The sequence below is a fragment of the Streptomyces sp. NPDC088817 genome, from assembly GCF_044750345.1.
Taxonomy (GTDB): Bacteria; Actinomycetota; Actinomycetes; order Streptomycetales; family Streptomycetaceae; genus Streptomyces.
In genome coordinates, this window is the sequence record NZ_JBIVJN010000002.1 from 178943 (window position 1) to 201943 (window position 23001).

The window sequence follows — 23001 nt, forward strand, 5'->3', positions numbered from 1 at the left end:
GGCCGTGGGATCCACGGTCACCAGCACCGACCCGGCGCGGAACGCGACGGAATCCTCCCGCCCGGGATACGGGCAGCTGCTGCGTACCCGCGGCGCCTGGACGTTCCTGCTTCCCGGTTTCGCCGCGCGCCAGCCGTTCGCGATGCTCACCATCTCCATCGTGCTGCTCGTGCAGCACACCACCGGTTCCTACGGCGTGGCCGGCGCGACCGCGGCCGTCACCGGCGTCTCCATGGCGCTGTTCGCTCCCTGCAGCGGACGCCTCGCCGACCGTTACGGGCAGCGCGCGGTACTGGTCCCCGGCGTTCTCGTACACACCCTCGCGGGGCTGACGCTGACCGCGCTCGCCCTGGCGCACGCCCCCCTGTGGGCGCTGTTCGCGGCGGCCGTGCCGACCGGCGCCTCGGTACCGCAGGCCGGCCCGATGGTGCGGGCCCGCTGGGGCGTGACGCTCAAGGACTCGCCGCTGATGACCACCGCGGCCGCCTTCGAGTCCGTCACCGACGAGCTGACGTTCGTCGTCGGCCCCCTCCTGGCGACCGCCCTGTGCACGACTGTCACCCCGGCCGCCGGACTGGTCACCGAGTCCGCTCTCACCCTCGTCGGCGGTCTGCTGTTCGCCGCCCAGAAGCGCACCCAGCCGCCCGTCACCGGCGGGCACGCGCGCGTGGAGCACGCCTCCGCCCTCCGCGTCCCCGGGGTGCGGGTGCTGATCGCGACCTTCCTCGGCATCGGCTCGGTCTTCGGCGGCATGCAGGTCTCGCTGGCCGCGTTCACCGAGTCGATCGGCGAGCCCGGCCTCAACGGCGTGCTCTACGGAACCTTCGCCGCCGGCAACATGCTCTCCGGCGTCGTGTGCGGCGCCATCGCCTGGAAGACCGCCCCGCAGCACCGTCTCCTCGTCGGCTACATCGCCCTGGCGCTGGCCGCGTCCGCCCTGTGGACCGCGCACTCGGTGCCGCTCCTGGCGGCGCTCGGCCTCCTGGTCGGCATGTGCATCGCGCCCGCCCTGATCACCGGCTACACCCTGGTGGAGGGCCTGGTCCCGGCCGGCGCCCGCACCGAGGCGTTCACCTGGCTCACGGGCGCGGTCGCGCTGGGCCAGGCGGCGGCGGTCACCGTCGCCGGACAGCTGGAGGACCGTCTGTGGGGCGGCGCCGGCTTCCTGGTGCCGATGGCCGGAACGGTGCTGGCCCTGCTGACCCTGGTGACCCTCAGGTCACGGCTCGCGTCCCGGGCGCAGGGCCGCACGGTCGCACGTGGCGTCGGTCACCGAGCCCACGTCACAGTGGACTGATCCTCGGGAATACGTCACTATGGACCGTCGTTAGCACTCATCGAGTGAGAGTGCCAGGAGGAAGACAGTGCCCACCTATCAGTACCAGTGCACCGAGTGCGGCGACGGCCTCGAGGCGGTGCAGAAGTTCACTGACGACGCACTCACCGAGTGCCCGGGTTGCGGTGGCCGCCTGAAGAAGGTGTTCTCCGCGGTCGGCATTGTCTTCAAGGGATCCGGCTTCTACCGCAACGACAGCCGCGGCTCCTCGTCGAGCAGCAGCCCGGCGTCGTCGAAGTCGTCGAGCTCCTCGTCGTCGTCCTCGTCGGAGTCGTCCTCCGGCTCGTCCTCGTCGTCGGGCTCGTCCTCGACGTCCACGAGCTCGGCCGGCAGCTCCGCAGCCTGACGTCTACTTTCCGGGACCCCGTCGTCGTAGGACGGTGGGGTTCTCGGCGTGCGCGCGGGCGCTAGTGTGCTGGTCATGGCGAACGCAGAGATCGGTGTCATCGGCGGTTCCGGCTTCTACTCGTTCCTCGACGACGTGACCGAGGTCCGGGTGGAGACGCCGTACGGGGAACCCAGCGACTCCCTCTTCCTCGGTGAGGTCGCCGGCCGGCGGGTCGCCTTCCTGCCCCGGCACGGCCGCGGCCACCACCTCCCTCCGCACCGCATCAACTACCGGGCCAACCTGTGGGCGCTGCGCTCCGTCGGTGTGCGCCAGGTGGTCGGGCCCTGCGCGGTGGGCGGGCTGCGCCCCGAGTACGGTCCCGGCACGCTGCTCGTGCCCGACCAGTTCGTCGACCGTACGAAGTCCAGGGCGCAGACCTACTTCGACGGGCTGCCGCGGACCGACGGCACGGTGCCGAACGTCGTGCACGTCTCCATGGCCGACCCGTACTGCCCGGTGGGCCGCACGGCCGCGCTGAAGGCGGCGCGCGGGCGGGACTGGGACGCGGTGGACGGCGGCACCCTCGTGGTGGTGGAGGGGCCCCGCTTCTCGACCCGGGCCGAGTCGCTGTGGCACCAGGCGCAGGGCTGGTCGGTGGTGGGCATGACCGGTCACCCCGAGGCGGCGCTCGCCCGCGAACTGGAGCTCTGCTACACCTCGCTGACCCTCGTCACCGACCTGGACGCGGGCGCGGAGACCGGCGAGGGCGTCTCCCACGAGGAGGTGCTCCGGGTCTTCGCGGCCAATGTGGAACGGCTGCGGGGCGTCCTGTTCGACGCGGTGGCCGCGCTGCCCGCGACGGGGGAACGGGACTGCCTGTGCGCCGGCGCTCTGGGCGGGATGGACCCGGGGTTCACGCTGCCGTAGCGGGTGGCGGCTTGCTCCTTCGGGTGAGGGAGTTGTCCACAACCGGCGGGTAGCACACGGGCTCCGGCGGTCGGCGGCGCGATGCCTCATCGTGGGCGTGGCAAGCCGAAATCCCCGTCACTGGTGGTGGTCCGCATGTCCGTGCCGTCCTCGTCGTACGCGTCTCCGTCTTCGTCGCCTCCGTCCTCGACGTGTGCGTCTCCGTCCTCGTCGTACGCGCCTTCGTCTTCATCCCCGCCGTATTCGTTCTCGCCGGTGCCGTCGCCGCCCTCGCACTCTCCGCGCCTGGCTTCTGCCTCCTACGCGCCCGGCACGGACGCCCCGGACACGTGTGAGGTGCCCCACTTCGCGCCGGTGCGCGTGAGCGGCGGGCGGTACGGGCTGCGCCGGCTCGTACGGCACCGGGGGCGGGCGGTGGCGGCCGGGCTCGCCGTGACCGCGGCCGCGCTCGTGGCCGCGGGTCCGCGGGACGCTCCGGACCCCCCTCGCGGCGGACCGGCCCGCGGGCAGCCTGCGCCGGCCGACGGAGCCGGCCGGGCCGCCGGTGGCCGCGGCGCGGACGAGGTGCGCACGGTGATCGCGCCCGTGCGCATCGCGGACGCGGCCACGGTCCGGCTGCTGCGCCCCGGCGACCGGGTCGACGTGATCGCCGCGGAGGATCCGGCGACGGGCGGGCAGGCCCGGGTGGTCGCGCGCGGAGCCCGGGTGGCCAGGGTCCCGGAGCCCGTGGACGAGGTGGCCGGGGGCGGGGCGCTGGTCGCGCTGTCGGTACCACGAGCCACCGCGGCGGGGCTGGCAGGGGCGAGCGCGACGGCCAGGCTGGCGGTGACCCTGTGGTGAGCCGTAGGTTGCGGAGCTGTTTGTTCCGCACGTTGCAGTCGCATGTCCAAGGAGGGGCCACAGGTGAGCGACAAGAGGGACCCGAGCGTCTGGGAGGGCTTCAAGGCCTTCCTGATGCGCGGGAACGTCGTCGATCTGGCAGTAGCGGTGGTCGTCGGCGCCGCCTTCACCAATATCGTCAACGCGGTGGTGAAGGGAGTGATCAGTCCGGTCATCGGAGCGATCGGCACCAAGAACCTCGACCATTACGACTCGTGCCTGAGCGCCACCTGCCAGGGCGATCAGGGCATCCGGATCATGTGGGGCTCGGTCCTCGGCGCCACCCTCCAGTTCCTGATCACGGCCGCGGTGGTCTACTTCCTGATGGTCCTGCCCATGGCGAAGTTCCTGGCCCGCCAGGAGGCACGGAAGAAGGCCAGGGAGGGCGCGGAGGAGACCGTGGAGGTGACCGAGCTGGAGGTGCTCAAGGAGATACGCGACGAGCTGGTCGCCGCCCGGCGCAACTCCGAGTACGGCGAGCGGTAGCGTTCGCGCTCCGGCGGGCCCGCGTGCCTCAGAGGTGGTGGGGAGGCTTCTCGTCCAGGAAGCGCTTGAGGTCGGCCGCGGAGTCGCCGTCCCCGCGCTCACCCCACCCGCGGTCGGTGTCGTCCGTGGACTGCTGGTTCAGCGGGTCGTCGAAGATCAGCGCGGCCTTCGGGTCACGCGGTTCGGGGGCGGGCTCGGGGGCGGTACTCATGCCTCAAGGGTACGGTCCACGGCGGACGGCCTGACGTTCCGTGCGGGCCGGGCGGGGAGACTGGCTCCCATGACAGTGGATGCTCTGACGGACGTCGAAGGCGTGCGGGTGGGACACGCGACGCGCACGGGCGGCGGTTGGCTCACCGGCACGACGGTCGTGCTCGCCCCGGAGGGCGGCGCCGTCGCCGCCGTGGACGTGCGCGGTGGCGGCCCCGGGACCAAGGAGACCGACGCCCTGGATCCGCGCAACCTGGTGCGGACGGTGGAGGCGGTCGTCCTGACCGGCGGCAGCGCCTACGGGCTGGACGCCGCCTCGGGAGTGATGGCCTGGCTGGAGGAGCGGGGGCGCGGGGTCAGGGTCGGGCCCGATCCTTCGCACGTCGTACCGGTCGTACCCGCCGCCTGCGTCTTCGACCTGGGCCGCGGCGGTGACTTCCGGGCCCGGCCGGACGCGGCCACCGGACGCGCCGCGGTCGAGAACGCGGCGGCTAGCGAGGTGGGCGGGCGCGTGCCCGAGGGATGCGTGGGCGCCGGGACCGGAGCGGCCGTGGGGCCGCTCAAGGGAGGAGTCGGCACGGCGAGCACGGTGCTCGACTCGGGCGTCACGGTGGCCGCGCTGGTGGTGGCCAACGCGGCGGGATCGGCGGTCGATCCGGAAACGGGGGTCCTGTACGGGGAGTTGTTCCAGGGACCGGTGAAGTATCCGGACGCGCGGGTGCACGAGCACGCGCGGCGACGCCTCGCCGAGGCCGCCGCGAGGAACGTGCCACCTCCGCTGAACACCACCCTGGCGGTGGTCGCCACCGACGCGGACCTGACCAAGGCGCAGGCGCAGAAGCTGGCCGGCACGGCGCACGACGGCATCGCGCGCGCCGTACGTCCGGTGCACCTGCTCAACGACGGGGACACGGTGTTCGCGCTGGCGACCGGTGCGCGTCCGCTGGACCCCGGTGCCCCGCTCGCGCTGAACGAGATCCTGGCGGCGGGCGCGGACCAGGTGACCCGCGCGATCGTCCGCGCGGTGCGGGCCGCGGAGGCGGTGACCGGGCCGGGCGGGGAGTGGCCGGCCTACGAGGAGCTGTACGGCGCCCGTTGACCTTCCACACCGCCCGAAGTCCGGACCCCGCTTCGCAACGTGACCTTGACCAGCGGATTTTGACGGAACTTCGGCTCCGGCGGGAACTTCTCGCGCGGGCCGGGCGTTTTCGTCATGGACGTTTTCTCGGTTCGCGGACATGATGCTCGACCGAGGGGCTACGGTATGCACCCACAAGGTGACATGCAGCAACGCCGGGAGAAACCTTGAGCGTTCCGTACGAGACGACAGCGTACGAGCCGCGCGAGTCGCCGGAGTCTCCGGAGGAGCACCTCGCGCGGCTCCTCGGCCGTGCCCTGAACTCCTTCGAGTTACCGGACGAGACCATACGGCGGCTCGACTGCGCCCTGGCCTACGACGGTTCGTTGCACTCGGCGCACCACAGCGCCGGACGGCACCGGGAGACCTACCGGCACACCTGGCTGCTCGCCGACGGCTCCGCGCTCACCCTCTGGGAGCTGGTGCACAACACCGCGCCGGGCAGCGAGGTGCAGCACGAGGTGTACGACGACGAGGAGGAGCTGAGCACCGCCACCGCCCGGTTGCCGCTCCCGCCGGACGCGCCGGAGTTCGAACTGCCGGTGCTGGTCCAGCTCTCGCCGCCGCCCCAGGCACGGCACTCGTACGCGTCCGACGACTCGGCCGACCACGCACGCCGTCTGCTGCGCCGCGCGGAGAACGCCGACCGGCCGGGCGCGGACGTCGCGTCCCTGCTGGCGGCGGCGGCCGGCCACCGGATCACCCAGGCGTTCGGCCGCCCCTGCCGCGCGGGCCGGGCCGGGCTGTGCTTCTCGCTCTACGAGCACGCCTTCCTGCTGGACGGCGGCGTGGAGATCTCCCTCTGGGAGGTCGAGCACACGGCGACCCCGGACGGTCGCCACATGTGCGAGGTGTACGTGACGGAGGACGCCGCCCGCGGCGCCATGGAACGGCGCGCGGCGCAGATGTCCTAGAGCCTTTAGATGCCTCTTGCCCTAGAGCCCTTCAGCCGTAGAACCCTTGGGCCCTTCAGCCGTTGGCGATCGCCCGCTCGGCCCGGGTGAGCCTCAGCGGCCGCTGCCGAGTCGGCGCACCAGGCCCGCGAAGGCGTCCTTCTCCTCCGGGGTCAGTTCGACGAACTCCCGGCCGGGGCCGGTACCGCGCTGCAGCGGCAGGCCCGGCAGCCTCGGGGCGGACTGCTGCCGAGCGGTCTCGAGACGGATGGTGCGCCGGATGCGGGCGAGCCCGATCAGGCAGGCGACGGTCAGCGCGGCGGGGACGGCCACACCGATCCACATCAGGGTCGAGACGTGCTGAGGCATGTGTTCCAGTAGACACCACGGCCCGGGACTTTGACCCCGGACCGTGATGTATCTCGCAGGTGCCGTGAACAACTCACAGCGCACCAAAGGGACAAGGAGGCAAGAGGCGGATCAGGCCGCCACCGGCTGCTTCCGGTCGGCAGGCTCGGCCGACGCTCCCTCGCCCGCCCCTGCGGCAGCCGCACCCGGAGCCGGCTTGCGCAGGGTCTTCAGGACGACCACCAGGGCGGTGGTCACGCACACGCCCGCCGCGATGGCGATCAGGTAGAGGAACGGGTTGCCGATCAGCGGTACCACGAAGATGCCGCCGTGCGGGGCGCGCAGCGTGGCGCCGAACGTCATCGACAGGGCGCCGGTGAGCGCGCCGCCGACCATCGACGACGGGATGACGCGCAGCGGGTCGGCCGCCGCGAACGGGATGGCGCCCTCGGAGATGAAGGAGGCGCCCAGGACCCAGGCGGCCTTGCCGTTCTCCCGCTCGGTGTGGGTGAACAGCTTGCCGCGCACGCTCGTGGCCAGGGCCATCGCCAGCGGCGGAACCATGCCGGCCGCCATCACCGCGGCCATGATCTTCATGGCGGAGTCGCTGGGGTTGGAGACCGCGATACCGGCGGTGGCGAAGGTGTAGGCGACCTTGTTGACCGGACCGCCGAGGTCGAAGCACATCATCAGTCCGAGCAGCGCGCCGAGCAGGACGGCGTTGGTGCCGGTCAGCCCGTTCAGCCAGTCGGTCATGCCCTTCTGCGCGGTGGCGATGGGCTTGCCGATGACCACGAACATCAGGAACCCGACGACCGCCGAGGAGATCAGCGGGATCACCACCACCGGCATGATGCCGCGCAGGGCCGCCGGGATGCGCACCTTCTGGATCGCGATCACCACACCACCGGCGATCAGACCGGCCGCGAGACCGCCGAGGAAACCGGCGTTGACGGTGAGCGCGATCGAGCCGCCGACGAAGCCGGGGACGAGGCCTGGGCGGTCGGCCATGCCGTAGGCGATGTAGCCGGCCAGCACCGGGACGAGGAAGGCGAAGGCCACGCCGCCGATCTGGAACAGCAGGGCGGCCCAGCTGTCGCCCTGGGTCCAGACGAAGTGGTCCATCACCGACGGCGCCTTGTTGATCTCGTAGCCGCCGATCGCGAACCCGAGGGCGATCAGCAGACCGCCCGCGGCCACGAAGGGAACCATGTAACTGACGCCGGACATGAGCCACTTGCGCAGCTTCGTGCCGTAGCCCTCGCCCGGTTCGCCGCCGCGCTCGACCGGTGTGGCGCCGGGCGCGGGGGCCGTGCCGCTCACCTCGCCGCGCGCCGCCTTGGCGCGGACCTCGGTGATCAGTTCGCCGGGCCGGTTGATGCCCGCCTTCACGCCGACGTCGATGACCGGCTTTCCGGCGAAGCGGTCCTTGTCGCGTACGGGGACGTCGTGGGCGAAGATCACGCCGTCGGCCGCCGCGATCACCGCCGGGTCGAGCCGGTCGAAGCCGGCCGAACCCTGGGTCTCGACGACCACCTCGACGCCCGCCTCGCGGCCGGCGTTCTCCAGCGACTCGGCCGCCATGTAGGTGTGCGCGATACCGGTGGGGCAGGAGGTGACGGCGACGATCCGGAACGGACGGTCGCCGGAAGCACTGGCGGTACCGGAATCACCGGGAGCGCCGGAAGTGCCCGTGGTGGCGCTCGCGTCCGTGGCGGGCCCATCCGTGACGGTCGCGTCAGGTGCCGTGTCCGGTGCCGGGGTCGTGTCGGCCGCCACGGCGCCGGAGGAGGCCGCCCCCGGCGTCGCGGCGGTGTCTTCGGGGGCGTCCGTCGCCCGCGCGGCGCCGCCCTCGGCAGCCGCCGCGGCCTCGCCGGGAGCCTCGTCCCCGCGGATGAGCGCGGCGGCGGCCGCCGCGTCATCCACCGAGCGCAGCGCGGAGGTGAACTCGTTGTTCATCAGCTGCCGGGCCAGCGAGGACAGGATCTTCAGATGGGCGTCGTCGGCGCCGGCCGGGGCCGCGATCAGGAAGATCAGGTCGGCGGGGCCGTCCGCCGCGCCGAAGTCGATCCCGGCCGCGCTGCGCCCGAAGGCGAGCGTCGGCTCGACGACGTGCTCGCTGCGGCAGTGCGGGATGCCGATGCCGCCGTCCAGGCCGGTCGGCATCTGCGCCTCGCGGGCGGCCACGTCGGCGAGGAAGCCCTCCAGGTCGGTCACCCGGCCCTCGGCCACCATCCGCTCGGCGAGGGAGCGCGCCGCGGCTTGCTTGGTGTCGGCGGACAGGTCGAGGTCGACCAGGTCCGCGGTGATCATGTCGCTCATCGCGGGCTCCTTAGCGCGCGTATCGCCCGGCCGGTGAGGCGGGCGGGGGTGGGGACGGGGGCAGTGCGGGGAGTGTGGGGAGAGTCGTCGTCGGTGCGGGCCGTGGGAGGCGTCGTACGGCACCGGGTGCGGGGCGGGCGGCCGGTCATGTCACCGGCTCCGTCAGCGCGCGGTCCACCGGCACGTCCGGTGTCACCGTCACCGCCGCCGGGTCCAGGTCGGCGGGGGTCGGCATCAGGCTGCCCGGCAGCTGGACGGCGGCCGCGCCGTGGGCGACGGCCAGGGCGAGGGCCTCCGGACCGGTGCCGCCCGCGATCAGGAACCCGGCGAGGGAGGAGTCGCCGGCACCGACGTTGCTGCGGACGGCGTCCACGCGCGCGCTGCCGAACCAGGCGCCCGCGCCGTCCACGAGCAGCTGTCCGTCGGCGCCCAGGCTCGCGAGCACGGTGCGCGCGCCGAGCCCGCGCAGTTCCTCGGCCGCCTTCACCGCGTCGCCGACCGTCACCAGCGAGCGCCCGACGGCCTCGGCGAGTTCCGCGGCGTTCGGCTTGACCAGGTCCGGGCCCTCGCGCAGCGCCTCGAGCAGCGCGGGCCCCGAGGTGTCCAGGGCGATGCGCACACCGGCCGTGTGCGCCCGCGCGACCAGGTCGGCGTACCAGGACGGCGCGAGCCCGCGCGGCAGGCTGCCGCAGCACGCGATCCAGTCGGCGCCCTCCGACTGCCGCCGCACGGTCTCCAGGAGCGACTCCTGCTCCTGCGCGGAGAGTTCGGGACCCGGCGCGTTGATCTTCGTCAGGACGCCGTCGGCCTCGGCGAGCGCGATGTTCGAGCGGGTGGCCCCGGTGACCGGCACCGGCGCGACGTCGATGCCCTGTGCGTCGAGCAGCTCCGCGACGAGGGCGCCCGGTGCGCCGCCCAGGGGCAGGACGGCGACCGTGCGCCGCCCGGCGGCCGCGACGGCGCGCGAGACGTTCACGCCCTTGCCGCCCGGGTCCATGCGCTCGGCGGTGGCCCGGACGACCTGGCCGCGTTCGAGGGCGGGGACCTCGTAGGTGCGGTCCAGGGAGGGGTTGGGGGTGACGGTGACGATCATGCGCGTACTACTTCCGTGCCGCCGCGCTCGATGGCGGCCGCGTCATCGGGACTCAATCCGCTGTCGGTGATCAGCAGGTCCACGTCGTCCAGAGCGCCGAAGCGGGCGAAGTGCTCCTGGCCGTGCTTGGCGGAGTCGGCGAGCAGCACCACACGACGGGCGGCGGCCATGGCCGCGCGCTTCACCGCGGCCTCCGCGAGGTCGGGGGTGGTCAGACCGTGTTCGGCGGAGAAGCCGTTGGCGGCGACGAACAGCACGTCGGCGCGGATCTCGCCGTAGGCCCGCAGCGCCCAGGCGTCCACGGCGGCGCGCGTGCGGTTGCGCACCCGCCCGCCCACGAGGTGGAGCTGGAGACCGGGGTGGTCCGCGAGGCGGGCCGCGATCGGCAGGGAGTGCGTGACGACGGTGAGCGAGGCCTCCAGGGGCAGGGCGGCGGCCACACGGGCCACCGTCGTGCCGGCGTCGAGGATCAGCGTGCCCTCGGCCGGCAGTTCGGCCAGGGCCGCCTTGGCGATGCGGTCCTTCTCGTCGGCCGCGGTGGACTCGCGCTCGGTGAGGTCCGGCTCGAAGTCGAGACGGCCGGCCGGGATGGCGCCGCCGTGCACCCTGCGCAGCAGGCCCGCGCGGTCGAGGGCCTTCAGGTCGCGGCGGATCGTCTCCGCCGTCACCTGGAACTCCTCGGCGAGCGACACGACGTCCACGCGGCCGCCGTCCCGGGCGAGCCGGAGGATCTCCTGCTGCCGCTCCGGTGCGTACATGTCCGTCCGCCTCCGACTGATGCCCGAACTTGTGGTTTCTTCTCGGAGCGTACGCCGAGATGTCGAGGAAGTAAACAGGTTCGGGCATGGAACCGGGCATGAACGGACTTCCGGTTGTGTCCGGGTCACGGTGGGACCCAGCAGCGCCCGCGCCCCGGACAGGCCATGGCGCCGCCCGTGCCCCGGACAGGCCCGGCACCGGGATGCGCCGGACAGAGGCCCAGCGCCACCCGCACGCCGACGGGGCCCGGCGCCCCTCGGGTGCCGGGCCCCGTCGGCCCACGTTCACGCAGGTCAGCCCACCAGCTCGCCCGTCCGCTCCGCCACCACGGAGCGTTCCCCGGCGTCCTCTGTCCCTCCAGCCTGCCCGGCCTCCTCGGCGCCCTCCGCCTCCCGGCCCGGCCGCTTGGGCAGCGCCGACATCAGGACGAAGATGACGCCCAGCACCGCCGCCACCCACACCAGCGCGTGCTGGAAGGCGTTGACGAAGGCGGGGCCGACCTCGGCCGGGGCCAGACGGTCGTCGATGACCCCGAAGAACACCACCGACACCAGGCCGAGCCCCAGCGCGTTGCCCATCTGCTGCACGGTGTTGATCAGCCCGGACGCCGAACCGGCGTGCTCGCGCGGGACCTCCGAGAGCACCGCGTCGGTCAGCGGCGCCACGATCAGGCCCATGCCCAGGCCCATGACGACCAGCGGGAGCGCCATCTGCCAGGGGGCGATGCCCAGGCCGTACCGCTCGGACTCCACGATGTAGAGCAGGACGCCGGCCGCCATCACCAGCGCGCCCGCCTGGAGCACCTTGCGGCCGAAGCGCGGGACCAGCTTCTGCACGGAGACCCCGGCAGCGATGGACACGGCGATCGAGAACGGTACGCCCGTCAGGCCCGCCCGCAGCGGGCTCCAGCCCAGGCCGACCTGCATGTACAGCGTCCAGACCAGGAAGAACACGCCCAGCGCGACACCGAAGACGGTCTGCACGGCGATGCCCGCGGCGAAGCTCTTCACCCGGAACAGCGACAGTTCGATGAGCGGCGAGCCGTCCCGCGCCGCCTTGCCGCGCTCGTACGCCACCAGCGCCGCGAAGACCACCAGCGCGCCCGCCATCGAGAGGTACCCCCACAGCGGCCAGCCCAGCTCGCGGCCCCGGGTCAGCGGGTAGAGCAGCATCAGCAGGCCCAGGGTGACCAGGGCGGCCCCCACGAGGTCCAGCTTCAGCGCCCGAGGCGCCTTGGACTCGCTGATGAAACGGTTGCCGAGGACGAGGGCCAGGACACCGACCGGCAGGTTGATCAGGAAGATCGGCCGCCACTCCAGCCCGAACAGGTTCCACTCGGTGAGCAGCGCGCCGAGCAGCGGGCCCGAGACCGCGCCCAGGCCCACGATCGCGCCGAACAGGCCGAAGACCTTGCCGCGTTCGTGCGCCGGGAAGGTGGCGTGCACGATCGACAGCACCTGCGGGACCATCATCGCCGCCATGGCGCCCTGCAGGATGCGGGCGGCGACCAGCATCTCGGGGTTCGCGGCGAAACCGCACAGCGCGGAGGCGAGGGTGAAGCCGGCGATGCCCAGGAGGAACAGCCGCTTGCGGCCGTGGATGTCGCCGAGCCTGCCGCCGGTGATCAGACCGGCCGCGAAGGCGAGGGCGTATCCGGCGGTGATCCACTGGATCTGGCTGAAGGACGCTCCGGCGTCCCGCTGGATGGACGGAATCGCGATGTTGACGATCGTGACGTCCACGAGGTCCATGAAGGCCGCGGTCATCACGATCGCCAGCGCGAACCAGCGACGGCGGTCGGCGGGCGGGGCCGCTGTCGGGGTCGGGGTCGTGGTCGGGACCTGCGTCGGGACCGGGGCCGGACTGTCGGCAGGGGTTTCGGTGGAGGACATGACGCCACGCTATGCAGGCATTAGGTCAGACCATGTCCTAGTTCTACGGCATTCTCGTATGTATGACGACGGACACTCCGGCCCGGCTGCTCCAGCTCCTGTCCCTCCTCCAGACCCCGCGGGAGTGGCCCGGCGGTGAACTCGCCGGGCGGCTCGGGGTGTCCCGGCGCACGGTCCGGCGGGACATCGACCGGCTGCGTGCGCTGGGCTATCCGGTGCAGGCGACCAAGGGGGCCGACGGCGGCTACCGGCTGGTCGCGGGCAAGGCGATGCCGCCCCTCGTACTCGACGACGAGGAGGCGGTGGCGATCGCGGTCGGGCTGCGCGCGGGAGCCGGGCACGCGATCGAGGGCATGGACGAGGCGTCGGTACGGGCGCTGGCGAAGCTGGAGCAGGTGCTGCCGACCCGGCTGCGGCACCGCGTCTCCACACTTCAAGCCGCGACGACCCCGCTGACCAGCGGGGACGGGGCGAGTGTCGCCACGGAGACACTCACCGTCATGGCCTCCGCGGTGGCGGGGTACGAACGGCTGCGGTTCGCGTACCGGGCCGGCGACGGAGCCGTCTCGCGGCGGCTGACGGAGCCGTACCGGCTCGTGTCGACCGGTCGGCGCTGGTACCTCGTGGCGTACGACCTGGACCGGGCGGACTGGCGGACGTTCCGTGTCGACCGGGTGAGCGAACCCTTCGCCACCGGTGCGCGGTTCACTCCGCGGGAGCTGCCGACGGGGAGCGCGGCCGAGTACCTACGGCAGTCGGTGTACCAGCGGCAGGAGACCTACACCTTCACGGTGACCTTCACCGATCCGGCCGAGGTGGTCGCGGCGCGGCTGCCCGGGTGGCTCGGCCCGCTGGAGCCGCTCGACACGGGCGGCTGCCGGCTGCGGGCCACGGTCGGCGACAAGGTGGAGTGGCTCGCGGTGCGGCTGGCGATGCTCGGCTACGAGTTCACGGTGCAGGAACCCGACGAACTCGTGCAGTGCGTAAGGCGGTTGGGCGCACGGCTGACACGGGCCGGCGGGGGCGGCGCAGAGCAGGGGGAGGGCCGGGCGGAGCAGGGAGACGGCGGAGCGGCCGTCTTGCCCTCCGGTCTCACGGGGAAGGTTCCGTAAGGCAGGGTCGCACCCACGCCCTGCTCCGGATCGTGCCCGGAGGGCAGAAGTGGAGCCGGGCTCCGGCGCCCCGGGGGGAGAGGCGCCGAAACCCGGCTCGGGGAAGGTCCCGGCGCCGGGGGGGAGTGCGTCGGGACGTGGCTCTGGAAATCTGTGCGTCCCCGAAGGGGGACGGGCCCGGTCCGGTGACGGAACCATCCGGGAACCGAACTCCTGGGCTCGGAAAGGTTGTTCCCGTGCCCCCGCCGCTTCAAGCGACGGTACACGGCCATGTTTGCGCGGCCTTTCGCCACCCCGCGTACGCGGTCGCCCGGCGCACCCGCGGCCTCACGCGCCCGGTCTCACCACGCCCCGGCCAGGATGCCCGCCCGGACAACCGTGAGCCAGGACGACGGCGCGGGCGCGCACCTGGACGAATCCATGGCCGGATCCCGCTCGGAACGGCTCACGCCGCCGCGTCGAACCCGGTGTCACGGGCCAGCTTCTTCAGCTCCAGCAGCGCGTGCTTCTCGATCTGGCGGATGCGTTCACGCGTCAGGCCGTGCTCCTTGCCGACCTCGGTCAGCGTGCGCTCGCGGCCGTCCTCGATGCCGTACCGCATCTTGATGATCGAGGCCGTGCGCTGGTCGAGGCGGCCGATGAGGTCGTCGAGCTCCTCGCTGCGCAGCAGCGTCATGACCGACTGCTCCGGCGAGACGGCGGAGGTGTCCTCCAGCAGGTCCCCGAACTGGGTCTCGCCCTCGTCGTCCACCGACATGTTCAGCGAGACCGGGTCGCGGGCCCAGTCGAGGACGTCCGAGACACGCTCGGGCGTCGAGCCGAGTTCCTCGGCTATCTCCGCGGGCTCCGGATCGCGGCCGTGCTCCCGGTTGAACTCGCGCTGGACACGGCGGATGCGGCCCAGTTCCTCCACCAGGTGGACGGGCAGCCGGATGGTGCGGGACTGGTCGGCTATCGAGCGAGTGATCGCCTGGCGGATCCACCAGGTGGCGTAGGTCGAGAACTTGAAGCCCTTGCGGTAGTCGAACTTCTCCACCGCGCGCACCAGGCCCGCGTTGCCCTCCTGGATCAGGTCCAGCAGGGGCAGGCCGCTGCGCGGGTAGCGCCGGGCGACCGCCACGACCAGCCGCAGGTTGGAGCGGATGAAGACGTCCTTGGCCCGCTCCCCCTGGGCCACCAGGCCCCGGAGCTCCTCGTCGGTGGCGTCCGTCTTCGTCCCTTCGTGCCCGTCGAGGATCTGCTGCGCGAACACACCCGCTTCGATGATCTGGGACAGCTCGACCTCCTTGGCGGCGTCGAGCAGCGGCGTACGCGCGATCTCGTCGAGATACATGCCGACCAGGTCGCGATCGGCGATCTCGCCGCCATGGGCGCGAACACTGCTTGCCGCGTTCGCCGTCTCGCCGGTGGCGGACTGACGACGGGCGACGGCACGGGTTGCCATGCGTGCTCCCTTGCGATGGTGGGTCAGCGGGTGGTCCTTCAGATGCTCGGCACCTGCCTCGGAACTCTCCTCGGGTGCCCGGCATCCGATGGAAACAACGACTGGAATCCGGACAGAATTCCCAACCCGCCCCCCAATTTTCTGATCATGCAGTACCCTGTCTCGCCACAGCCGTCGAACTCTGCCGCCGACGACTGCGGAACCGCAGGTCAGGGCGGCGCCGAGAGCGGTCCCGGATCCTCCACGGACCCCGCCGGCCGCCCCGGATGCGAGACCCCACTCACACCGATGGCGCCACTTCAGGGAAGAGCGTCCTCTTCGACCACCTTCCACCCTGATGGACGAATCGCACCCGTGGAAGGTTGCCGCAAACCCGGACTCTCGGGAAAATCCAAGACTCTCCACACCCTCGTCTTACGCAGCGGGGGCGCGCATGTCTCAGCCGAACTGCACGGAACGCTTGGCCAGGCCCATCCAGAAGCCGTCGATCACGGACCTCTGCGTACCCAGCTCGCCGCCGGCCTCCGCCGCGCCCATGGTCACGAACAGCGGGGCGAAGTGCTCTGTGCGCGGGTGGGCGTACCGTCCGGCCGGGGCCTTGTCGAGGAAGTCCAGCAGGGCGTCCCAGTCACGGCCCTCCAGGGCGCGCCTGCCCCAGTCGTCGAACTCCGCGGACCAGCTCGGCACCCCGGCGTGCCGCAGGGCGGCCAGGTTGTGGGTGAAGAAGCCGGAGCCGACGATCAGGACGCCCTCGTCTCGCAGCGGCGCCAGCCTGCGGCCGATGTCCATGAGCCTGACCGGGTCGAGGGTCGGCATGGAGACCTGGAGCACGGGGATGTCGGCCGCGGGGAACATTTCGACGAGCGGGACGTAGGCACCGTGGTCGAGGCCGCGGTCCGGGACGTCCTGCACGGGCATTCCGGGCGCGCGCAGCAACTTCCGCACGCTCTCGGCGAGTTCGGGTGCGCCGGGGGCTTCGTAGCGCACCCGGTAGTAGTGCTCGGGGAAGCCCCAGAAGTCGTAGACCAGGGGGACCGTCTCGACGGCGCCGAGGGCCAGCGGGGCCTCCTCCCAGTGCGCGGAGACCATGAGGATCGCCTTGGGGCGGGGCAGCTCGGCGGACCAGGCGGCGAGCTGGCCGGGCCAGACCGGGTCGTCCGCGAGCGGCGGGGCACCGTGGCTGAGGTAGAGGGCGGGCATGCGCTCTCGGGTGGCGGCGGACATGGCGACTCCCTGCAAGATGCTTGAAATCTAAAGCTTCAATCCACACCTTACGCCCAATTTGTTTAAGCTTCAAGGAGTAGCTCGTACAGTGGGGCGTATGAACACGGCACCCGCTTCCGCCCCAGAGCCCGCCCCCCAGCCCGCCGAGGCCGATGCCCCCCGCTGGCTCACCGCCGAGGAGCAACGCGTCTGGCGTTCCTACCGGCACGCCACCACCCTGCTCGAGGACCACCTCGACCGTCAGCTCCAGCGCGACGCGGGCATGCCGCACATCTACTACGGCCTCCTCGTCAAGCTCGCCGAGGCCCCGCAGTACCGGCTGCGGATGACCGAGCTGGCCATGGACGCCAAGATCACCCGCTCCCGCCTCTCCCACGCGATCGCCCGCCTGGAGAAGAACGGCTGGGTGCGCCGCGAGGACTGCCCCTCCGACAAGCGCGGCCAGTTCGCGGTCCTCACCGACCAGGGTCTCCAGGTGCTGCGCCGCACCGCGCCGGGTCATGTGACCGCCGTACGCCAGGCGCTCTTCGACCGTCTCACCCCGGAACAGCAGAAGTCCCTCGGCGAGATCATGCAGATCGTCGCCGAGGGACTCCAGCCGAACGAAGCGGGTGCGGACCTGCCCTGGCTCCGCTGAGAGGATCCGCCCGGTGCCTCAGTGGGCGATGACGGGCACCGCCGTCTCGTCCTCGGAGCCCGCGCCGGACCCGGACCCGGACCCGGTCACCTTGGTGCCGCCCGGACGCCCCGCGTTGACGAGGGTCAGGGCTATCACGGCGGCCGCGACCAGGATGCCGACGGCGAACCAGACCGCGCTGGTGTAGCCGTGCACCATGCCCTGCAACTGCACCAGCTGCTGCTGGGGCCTGGTGGCGGCACCCGTGATGTGGTCCTGGATGTACGAGGTCGTGGCCGAGGCCGCGATCGTGTTCAGCAGCGCCGTACCGATGGCGCCGCCCACCTGCTGCGAGGTGTTGACCATCGCGGAGGCGACACCCGCGTCACGCGGCTGGACACCCTGCGTGGCCAGGGACATGGCCGGCATGAACGCCGTACCCATGCCGAGGCCCAGCAGCAGCATCGCGGGCAGCAGCAGGGCGGCGTAGGAGGAGTCGAGCTCCAGCTGGGTCAGCAGCAGCATGCCGGTGGCGGCGACCAGGAAGCCGGGGCCCATCAGCAGTCGCGGTGCCACCCGGGTCATCAGGCGGGTGCCGATCTGGGTGGAGCCGGTGATCATGCCGACGACCATCGGAAGGAAGGCGAAGCCGGTCCGCACCGGCGTGTACCCCCGCACGACCTGGAGGTAGTACGTCAGGAAGAGGAACAGGCCGAACATCCCGATGACCGCCAGGCCCAGCGACAGGTAGATCCCGCCGCGATTGCGGTCGGTGACCACGCGCAGCGGCAGCAGCGGGGCCTTCACCCGCGACTCGACCAGCGCGAAGGCCAGCAGCAGAACGGCGGACGCGACGAACATCGAGACAGTCAGGGTGTCGCTCCAGCCCTCGGACTCGGCGCGGGTGAAGCCGTACACCAGGGAGACCAGGCCGAGGGTGGACAGCACCACGCCCGGGATGTCGAGCGGCGAGCGGTTGCGGCCGCCGGCCGGCTCGCGGATGACGGAGTAGGCGCCGGCCGCGGCGACGACGGCGAACGGGATGTTCACGAAGAACGTCCAGCGCCAGTCCAGGTACTCGGTGAGGAATCCGCCCAGGATCAGGCCGACGGCGCCACCGCCACCGGCGATCGCGCCGTAGATGCCGAACGCCTTGGCGCGCTCCTTGGCGTCGGTGAACGTCACCGCGAGCAGGGAGAGCGCGGCGGGCGCGAGCAGCGCGCCGAACACGCCCTGCAGCGCGCGGGCGCCGAACATCATCGCGCCGGTGGTGGCCGCGCCGCCGAGCGCCGACGCCGCCGCGAAGCCGGTCAGACCGGTCACGAAGGCCCGCTTGCGGCCCCACAGGTCGGCGATACGGCCGCCGAAGAGCAGCAGTCCGCCGAAGGCGAGGGCGTAGGCCGTGACGACCCACTGCCGGTTGCCGTCGGAGATGCCCAGGTCGCGCTGGGCGGAGGGCAGGGCGATGTTCACGATGGTCGCGTCCAGCACGACCATCAGCTGGGCGAGCGCGATGAAGACGAGCGCCTTCCAGCGCCCGGGATCACCGGACGTCTCGGGGACGCCGGGAGCCTTTGCGGCTGTTTCAGACATGGGTGTACCCACTTCGGGACTTCGTGACGGAAAAAGACAGGGAGAGCCAGGGAGGCGAGAAGAACGGGAGGAGAAGAAGAGGGGCGAGAGGAGAAGAGTCGGGAAGTTACGGAAAGAGGCTGGAACGAGCCGGAAAAGACGGAGAAAACGGCGTCGGAAGGTCGCGGCCGACCTCACGGCCGGCTCGGGACCCGTTGCGCTTCCGGTCGGTCAGGCCCGGCGGAGGTCCTCCAAGGTCGCGGTCGTGCCCGGCAGGACGGATCGGGCCGGGGCCCGCAGTCCGTCCAGGAACAGTTGCAGATGACGGTGAACGAAGCGGTCGATGCTGCCGCAGCCGGTGCCGGCCGGCGGCCGGGAGAGCTGGGCCACGGCGACCATCACATCGCCGACGCCCACGTCGGGGCGCAGTTGCCCGGCCTGCTTGGCGCGGTCCATGACCTCCTCGACGAGGTGTTCGATCCTTTCACGGGCGGCTTCCAGGTCGGGGTGATGCCGGTCGAACGTGCTGGAGACCATCGGGCACAGCGCACTGATCCGCTCGTCGGCGGAGGCGTGCACGAAGTGCTCCAGGGCATCGAATGCGTCACCCGTCTCCGCGAGCGCCTGCTCGGCCGCCCGCGCCGTACGGTCCATGACGGAGCAGACGACCTCGCGGACGAGGGCGTCACGGTCCGGGAAGTTGCGGTACAGCGTGGCGTTGCCGACGCCGGCCCGGCGGGCGATCTCGTCGAGCGGCACCTCGGGGCCGTGCTCGACGAACATCTCGCCGGCGGCGGTGACGATGCGCTCCCGGTTGCGCAGGGCATCGGCGCGAGGCCGGGTCGCCTTGCGCTGCTCGGGGTTCGCGGTCGTCGCGGCCTGCACGGTGCACTCCTCAAGTCGGTGGGTCGGCCGGTGGGCCGGCCCGTCGGTCAGCCGGTCGGTCAGCCGACTGCCGGTCAGTCGGGTGGTTGCGATCCGGGGAGCGAGTCCCCGTTTCGCGCGGACACACAGCCAAACGGGGAAGAGATCCCCGGTTATTTCCCGGCTGCCGCGAATTTTCCCGTGACCTGAGTCACACCCGGCTGGGCACGCGCGTTCCCACGACCGGGCGCCCCGTCCCACGTCCGGACCGCTCCAGCGCGCGCCGAACGCCCAGGCGACACAGGGTGATCGCAAGGGTGCAGCCGGGAACGGTGGCTGCCTGGCGCGAAAGGTGAACGCATGCAGGCGCTGCCGCCCCGCCGCCGTATAGGCCCGATACCCAAGCGCCGTGCGGTCGCCATGGCCTCCGTCACGGCGCTGATCCTCGCGGTCGGCACCTCGGCGGGCACCGGGCACCTCAGGGCGGGCGGCACGGCGCCCGACACCGGAACGGCCGCGCTGGCCCGCTCCCCCGCCCTGACCCCCTGCATGATCAGCGGAGCCTCCTCGGTCCAGATGTCGGAGGGCGTCCCCACGACCGGCAGCTACGCCCGCTCCCTCGGTACCGTCCACGCGCTGACCCTGATGATCGACTTCTCCGATGCGCCCGGCGAGGACGACGCGCTCGACCGCTTCCACGAGTTCTTCCCGCAGACCCAGGAGTGGTTCCACAAAGCCTCGTACGGCCGCCTCGACTACCGCGCGGAGACCCCGATCACCCGGTGGTTGCGCATGCCGAAGGCGTTCAAGGACTACGGCCTGGAGCGCGGCGCCCCGTTCGACCCGGGCTACCGCCAGCTGATCAAGGACATAGTCGCGGCCGCCGGCCCGACGGTGGACTTCCGGGACTACGACCTGATCAACATCCTCATGACCCCGAACGCGGGCCCCTCCGCCCTGGACACGGTCCTGTCGGTGACCTTCGCCGGCAACTCGGACGCACCGGTCGCCAACGGCGTCGCGATAGCCAACGTCTCCTTCATCTACTCCCGCCAGGACGACGGCTCCGGCTCCTTCGAGAACACCGGCTTCCGCGTCCTGCCCCACGAGAACGGCCATGTCTTCGGACTGCCCGACCTCTACACCCAGGAGGGCGGGGAGGCGGTCGGCCACTGGGACATCATGAGCGAGGACTGGGGCGCCAACAACGACCTGCTCGGCTGGCACAAGTGGAAGCTGGGCTGGCTGGACGCCTCCCAGGTGAGCTGCGCGTCCAGGAAGGGCTCCACCGAGTACACCCTCACCCCGCTGGGCCGCGTGGGCGGCCACAAACTGGTCTTCGTCCCCCTCGACGGACGGACCGGTTACGCCCTCGAACTGCGCACACTCTCGGGCAACGACGAGGACGTCTGCCGTCCCGGCATCCTGGTCTACAAGGTCGACGCCGAGGTCGACACCGGGCAGGGCCCGATCACGGTCCGCGACTCCCACCCCAACTCCGGCGGCTGCACCCGCAGCCCCAACGTCGAGGCGGAACTCTCGGACGCGCCCTTCGCGCCGGGCGAGTCCTTCAAGGACCCCAAGGCACACCTCCGCGTCGACGTGCTCCCGACCGACCGCGCGGGGAACTACCGGGTACGGGTCACGCGGCAGTGACGTGTGATCCGCGCGGACGGGGGCGGAGCGGATAGCGGATATTCGTACGGACCTGAAGTGTTCGCACGCTGACCGTGCGGACGCTGACCGTGCGGACGCGCGAACGGACTACCGTAGGCCGCCGTAGGCCTGCTGCGACCACCGCCGTACCGGAGAACCGAACCGATGCCCGCGAACACCACGACGGATCCGGAGGCCCATGAGGCCGCCGATGCCGACGACGCCCGGACCGGGGGCAACGCCCAGACCGGGGGCAACGCCCGGACCGGGCCCTCCACGGCAGGCGCGCACCCGGCCGCACCCCCCTCCTCACCCTCCGCCGCACCCGCCGAAGCCGTGACCCCCCTGATGCGGGGCGTGGCCGTACTGCGGGAGCTGACGCGGGCCGGGGGCGCGCTGAGCCCCAGCGCCCTGGAACGCACCACGGGCCTCGCCCGCTCGACGGTGGACCGCATCACGGCGACGCTCGCCCGGATGGGATACGTACGCCTCGACGGCCGGGACGTCGTCCTCACTCCCCGCCTGATGGCGCTGGGCAACGCCTATCTGGCCGCGCTGCGCCTGCCGGCGCTGCTCGGAGCGCACGCCGACGCGCTCGCCGACGAGCTGGACGAGTCGGTGTCGCTGGCGGTCGGCGACCGCGACGGAATCCGCTTCATCCACCAGGCGACCCGGCGCCGCGCGATGTCGTTGAGCTTCCGTATCGGCGACCTGCTCCCGGCCGAACGCACCGCGCCGGGCGCGCTGTTCGCCACCGAGTGGACGGACGAGGACTGGCACCGCTGGCACGAGCGCCGCTCGGCGGACCCGGAGGACCGCACCTTCCCGGCGGTGCCGCAACGCACCCCAGGGCCGGACGACTTCGAGGAGCGAACCGCTCAAGCAGGCCGCGAGGGCTGGTCGTTGGACGACCAGCTGATCGAACCGGGGCTGGTCGCGGTCTCCGTCCCGGTACGGGACCCCGCCGGCGGCCGGATCGTGTGCGTGGCGAGCGTGGTGAGCCACACCAGCCGCCACTCGGCTCGCGATCTGCGCACGACGCTGCTGCCCCGCCTGCGGGAAACGGTCGCGGCCATGGAACGGGACCTGCGCGAGGCCCCGCCCCCGGCGTCCGCGCCGCCGCCGTCGGGGCTGGCGAGCTGGACGGCCGCCTCGAAACAGGAACTGGGCCGCGACTTCGTCGAATCCCTGGCCCGCGGACTGACGGTCCTGACGGCCTTCGACGAGGGCCGGCCCGCCCTGACCCTGACGGAGGTGGCGAAGGCCACGGGCCTGGCCAGGGCGACGGCCCGCAGGGCGCTGATCACTTACGAGCACCTGGGCCTGGTGAGCCAGTCGAAGGAGAGCCGCACGTTCACGCTCACCCCCCGGGTCCTGTCCCTGGGCTTCCCGCCGCTCTCCCGCGCCACCCTGTCCGGGATCGCGCAGCCGCATCTGGAGGACCTGGCGGCGCGGGTGCACGAGACGACGTCGCTCGCCGTACTGACGCCGTCGGGCGAGGAGATCCAGTACACGGCCCGCGCCACCACGAGCCGCATCATGAGCGTCGACGTCACGGTCGGCGCCCGCCTCCCGGCCCGGGCGACGTCCCTGGGCCGAGCCCTCCTGGTCGGCCACGGCTACGCCCTGGCCGACGAGGAACTGGAACAGGGCTTGCGCTCGATCGCCGTCCCCCTCCACGACCGCGCGGGCCGAGCGGTCGCCGCGACGAACATCGCCCTCCACGCGGCCCGCCACACCCGCGAGGAATGCGTCGAGCACCTCCTCCCCGCCCTGACCCGCACCGCCCACCACATCGAGGAGGACCTCCACATGGCCTCCCGCTTCACCCGTGTCGCCCTGACCTGACTCCCCACCGCCCCAATCCGGTACGCTGACGCCTGTGGCCCACACGACCACGAT

General features: G+C 72.1%; 21 protein-coding genes. 11 read left to right on the plus strand and 10 right to left on the minus strand.

Annotated features, from left to right (window positions below; all coding sequences use genetic code 11):
• Nucleotides 1–4 precede the first annotated feature (4 nt).
• The 5 genes from ACIP4X_RS04420 to mscL all read left to right on the plus strand — a co-directional run bounded on the left by ACIP4X_RS04420 (nucleotide 5) and on the right by mscL (nucleotide 3956).
• Nucleotides 5–1297, plus strand: coding sequence for an MFS transporter (locus ACIP4X_RS04420; protein WP_358736250.1), 1293 nt, complete (start codon nucleotides 5–7; stop codon nucleotides 1295–1297).
• A 67-nt stretch (nucleotides 1298–1364) separates the two neighbouring features.
• Nucleotides 1365–1682, plus strand: a complete 318-nt coding sequence (locus ACIP4X_RS04425) for an FmdB family zinc ribbon protein (protein WP_358736252.1) — start codon at nucleotides 1365–1367, stop codon at nucleotides 1680–1682.
• 75 nt (nucleotides 1683–1757) lie between these two features.
• Nucleotides 1758–2591, plus strand: coding sequence for an S-methyl-5'-thioadenosine phosphorylase (locus ACIP4X_RS04430; RefSeq protein WP_358736254.1), 834 nt, complete (start codon nucleotides 1758–1760; stop codon nucleotides 2589–2591).
• A gap of 285 nt (nucleotides 2592–2876) precedes the next feature.
• Complete coding sequence (locus ACIP4X_RS04435; protein WP_391454417.1) at nucleotides 2877–3431, plus strand: hypothetical protein; 555 nt, start codon at nucleotides 2877–2879, stop codon at nucleotides 3429–3431.
• A 63-nt stretch (nucleotides 3432–3494) separates the two neighbouring features.
• Entirely contained in the window at nucleotides 3495–3956 is a 462-nt protein-coding gene (gene mscL, locus ACIP4X_RS04440) for a large conductance mechanosensitive channel protein MscL (RefSeq protein WP_358736258.1), read from the plus strand.
• Between the two features lie 28 nt (nucleotides 3957–3984).
• Here the strand turns inward: mscL and ACIP4X_RS04445 are convergent, their stop codons facing one another.
• Nucleotides 3985–4167, minus strand: coding sequence for a hypothetical protein (locus tag ACIP4X_RS04445; protein ID WP_358736260.1), 183 nt, complete (start codon nucleotides 4165–4167; stop codon nucleotides 3985–3987).
• 69 nt (nucleotides 4168–4236) lie between these two features.
• On the opposite strand from ACIP4X_RS04445, the gene ACIP4X_RS04450 reads away from it, so the two are divergent.
• Together ACIP4X_RS04450 and ACIP4X_RS04455 are read left to right on the plus strand one after the other, a co-directional pair.
• Nucleotides 4237–5265, plus strand: coding sequence for a P1 family peptidase (locus ACIP4X_RS04450; protein ID WP_358736262.1), 1029 nt, complete (start codon nucleotides 4237–4239; stop codon nucleotides 5263–5265).
• Between the two features lie 206 nt (nucleotides 5266–5471).
• Nucleotides 5472–6218 (plus strand): DUF6227 family protein, encoded by a 747-nt coding sequence (locus ACIP4X_RS04455; protein ID WP_358736264.1) that lies wholly within the window; start codon nucleotides 5472–5474, stop codon nucleotides 6216–6218.
• 93 nt (nucleotides 6219–6311) lie between these two features.
• On the opposite strand, the gene ACIP4X_RS04460 is transcribed toward ACIP4X_RS04455, so the two are convergent.
• The 5 genes from ACIP4X_RS04460 to ACIP4X_RS04480 form a co-directional block, all read right to left on the minus strand.
• Nucleotides 6312–6566 carry a hypothetical protein gene (locus ACIP4X_RS04460; protein ID WP_358736266.1) on the minus strand — a complete coding sequence of 85 codons (255 nt, stop codon included), beginning with the start codon at nucleotides 6564–6566 and terminating at the stop codon, nucleotides 6312–6314.
• Between the two features lie 111 nt (nucleotides 6567–6677).
• Nucleotides 6678–8867 (minus strand): fructose-specific PTS transporter subunit EIIC, encoded by a 2190-nt coding sequence (locus ACIP4X_RS04465; RefSeq protein WP_401346585.1) that lies wholly within the window; start codon nucleotides 8865–8867, stop codon nucleotides 6678–6680.
• Nucleotides 8868–9012: 145 nt separating this feature from the next.
• On the minus strand, nucleotides 9013–9960 hold the full coding sequence (pfkB, locus tag ACIP4X_RS04470) for a 1-phosphofructokinase (RefSeq protein WP_358736270.1): 948 nt from the start codon (nucleotides 9958–9960) through the stop codon (nucleotides 9013–9015).
• Entirely contained in the window at nucleotides 9957–10718 is a 762-nt protein-coding gene (locus ACIP4X_RS04475) for a DeoR/GlpR family DNA-binding transcription regulator (protein ID WP_358736271.1), read from the minus strand. The genes pfkB and ACIP4X_RS04475 overlap by 4 nt, the downstream gene beginning before the upstream one ends.
• A gap of 294 nt (nucleotides 10719–11012) precedes the next feature.
• A complete protein-coding gene (locus ACIP4X_RS04480) occupies nucleotides 11013–12611 on the minus strand; it encodes an MFS transporter (protein WP_401346589.1) in 1599 nt (532 codons plus the stop codon).
• A 62-nt stretch (nucleotides 12612–12673) separates the two neighbouring features.
• Between ACIP4X_RS04480 and ACIP4X_RS04485 the strand changes: the two genes are divergently transcribed.
• Nucleotides 12674–13723, plus strand: coding sequence for a helix-turn-helix transcriptional regulator (locus ACIP4X_RS04485; protein WP_401346591.1), 1050 nt, complete (start codon nucleotides 12674–12676; stop codon nucleotides 13721–13723).
• A gap of 445 nt (nucleotides 13724–14168) precedes the next feature.
• Here the strand turns inward: ACIP4X_RS04485 and ACIP4X_RS04490 are convergent, their stop codons facing one another.
• Together ACIP4X_RS04490 and ACIP4X_RS04495 are read right to left on the minus strand one after the other, a co-directional pair.
• Nucleotides 14169–15167 carry a sigma-70 family RNA polymerase sigma factor gene (locus tag ACIP4X_RS04490; protein WP_358736276.1) on the minus strand — a complete coding sequence of 333 codons (999 nt, stop codon included), beginning with the start codon at nucleotides 15165–15167 and terminating at the stop codon, nucleotides 14169–14171.
• Between the two features lie 438 nt (nucleotides 15168–15605).
• Entirely contained in the window at nucleotides 15606–16391 is a 786-nt protein-coding gene (locus ACIP4X_RS04495) for a class III extradiol ring-cleavage dioxygenase (RefSeq protein WP_358736278.1), read from the minus strand.
• Between the two features lie 97 nt (nucleotides 16392–16488).
• Here ACIP4X_RS04495 and ACIP4X_RS04500 point away from each other — a divergent pair, with 97 nt between their 5' ends.
• Nucleotides 16489–17028 carry a MarR family transcriptional regulator gene (locus tag ACIP4X_RS04500; RefSeq protein WP_358736279.1) on the plus strand — a complete coding sequence of 180 codons (540 nt, stop codon included), beginning with the start codon at nucleotides 16489–16491 and terminating at the stop codon, nucleotides 17026–17028.
• Nucleotides 17029–17046: 18 nt separating this feature from the next.
• Here the strand turns inward: ACIP4X_RS04500 and ACIP4X_RS04505 are convergent, their stop codons facing one another.
• Both ACIP4X_RS04505 and ACIP4X_RS04510 read right to left on the minus strand, forming a co-directional pair.
• Nucleotides 17047–18600 carry a DHA2 family efflux MFS transporter permease subunit gene (locus ACIP4X_RS04505; protein WP_391454026.1) on the minus strand — a complete coding sequence of 518 codons (1554 nt, stop codon included), beginning with the start codon at nucleotides 18598–18600 and terminating at the stop codon, nucleotides 17047–17049.
• A 210-nt stretch (nucleotides 18601–18810) separates the two neighbouring features.
• Nucleotides 18811–19464 (minus strand): TetR/AcrR family transcriptional regulator, encoded by a 654-nt coding sequence (locus ACIP4X_RS04510; RefSeq protein ID WP_358736282.1) that lies wholly within the window; start codon nucleotides 19462–19464, stop codon nucleotides 18811–18813.
• A 339-nt stretch (nucleotides 19465–19803) separates the two neighbouring features.
• Here ACIP4X_RS04510 and ACIP4X_RS04515 point away from each other — a divergent pair, with 339 nt between their 5' ends.
• Both ACIP4X_RS04515 and ACIP4X_RS04520 read left to right on the plus strand, forming a co-directional pair.
• Nucleotides 19804–21099, plus strand: a complete 1296-nt coding sequence (locus ACIP4X_RS04515) for a M6 family metalloprotease domain-containing protein (RefSeq protein WP_358736284.1) — start codon at nucleotides 19804–19806, stop codon at nucleotides 21097–21099.
• Nucleotides 21100–21447: 348 nt separating this feature from the next.
• Complete coding sequence (locus tag ACIP4X_RS04520; RefSeq protein WP_391454419.1) at nucleotides 21448–22947, plus strand: IclR family transcriptional regulator C-terminal domain-containing protein; 1500 nt, start codon at nucleotides 21448–21450, stop codon at nucleotides 22945–22947.
• The last annotated feature ends 54 nt before the right edge of the window (nucleotides 22948–23001 follow it).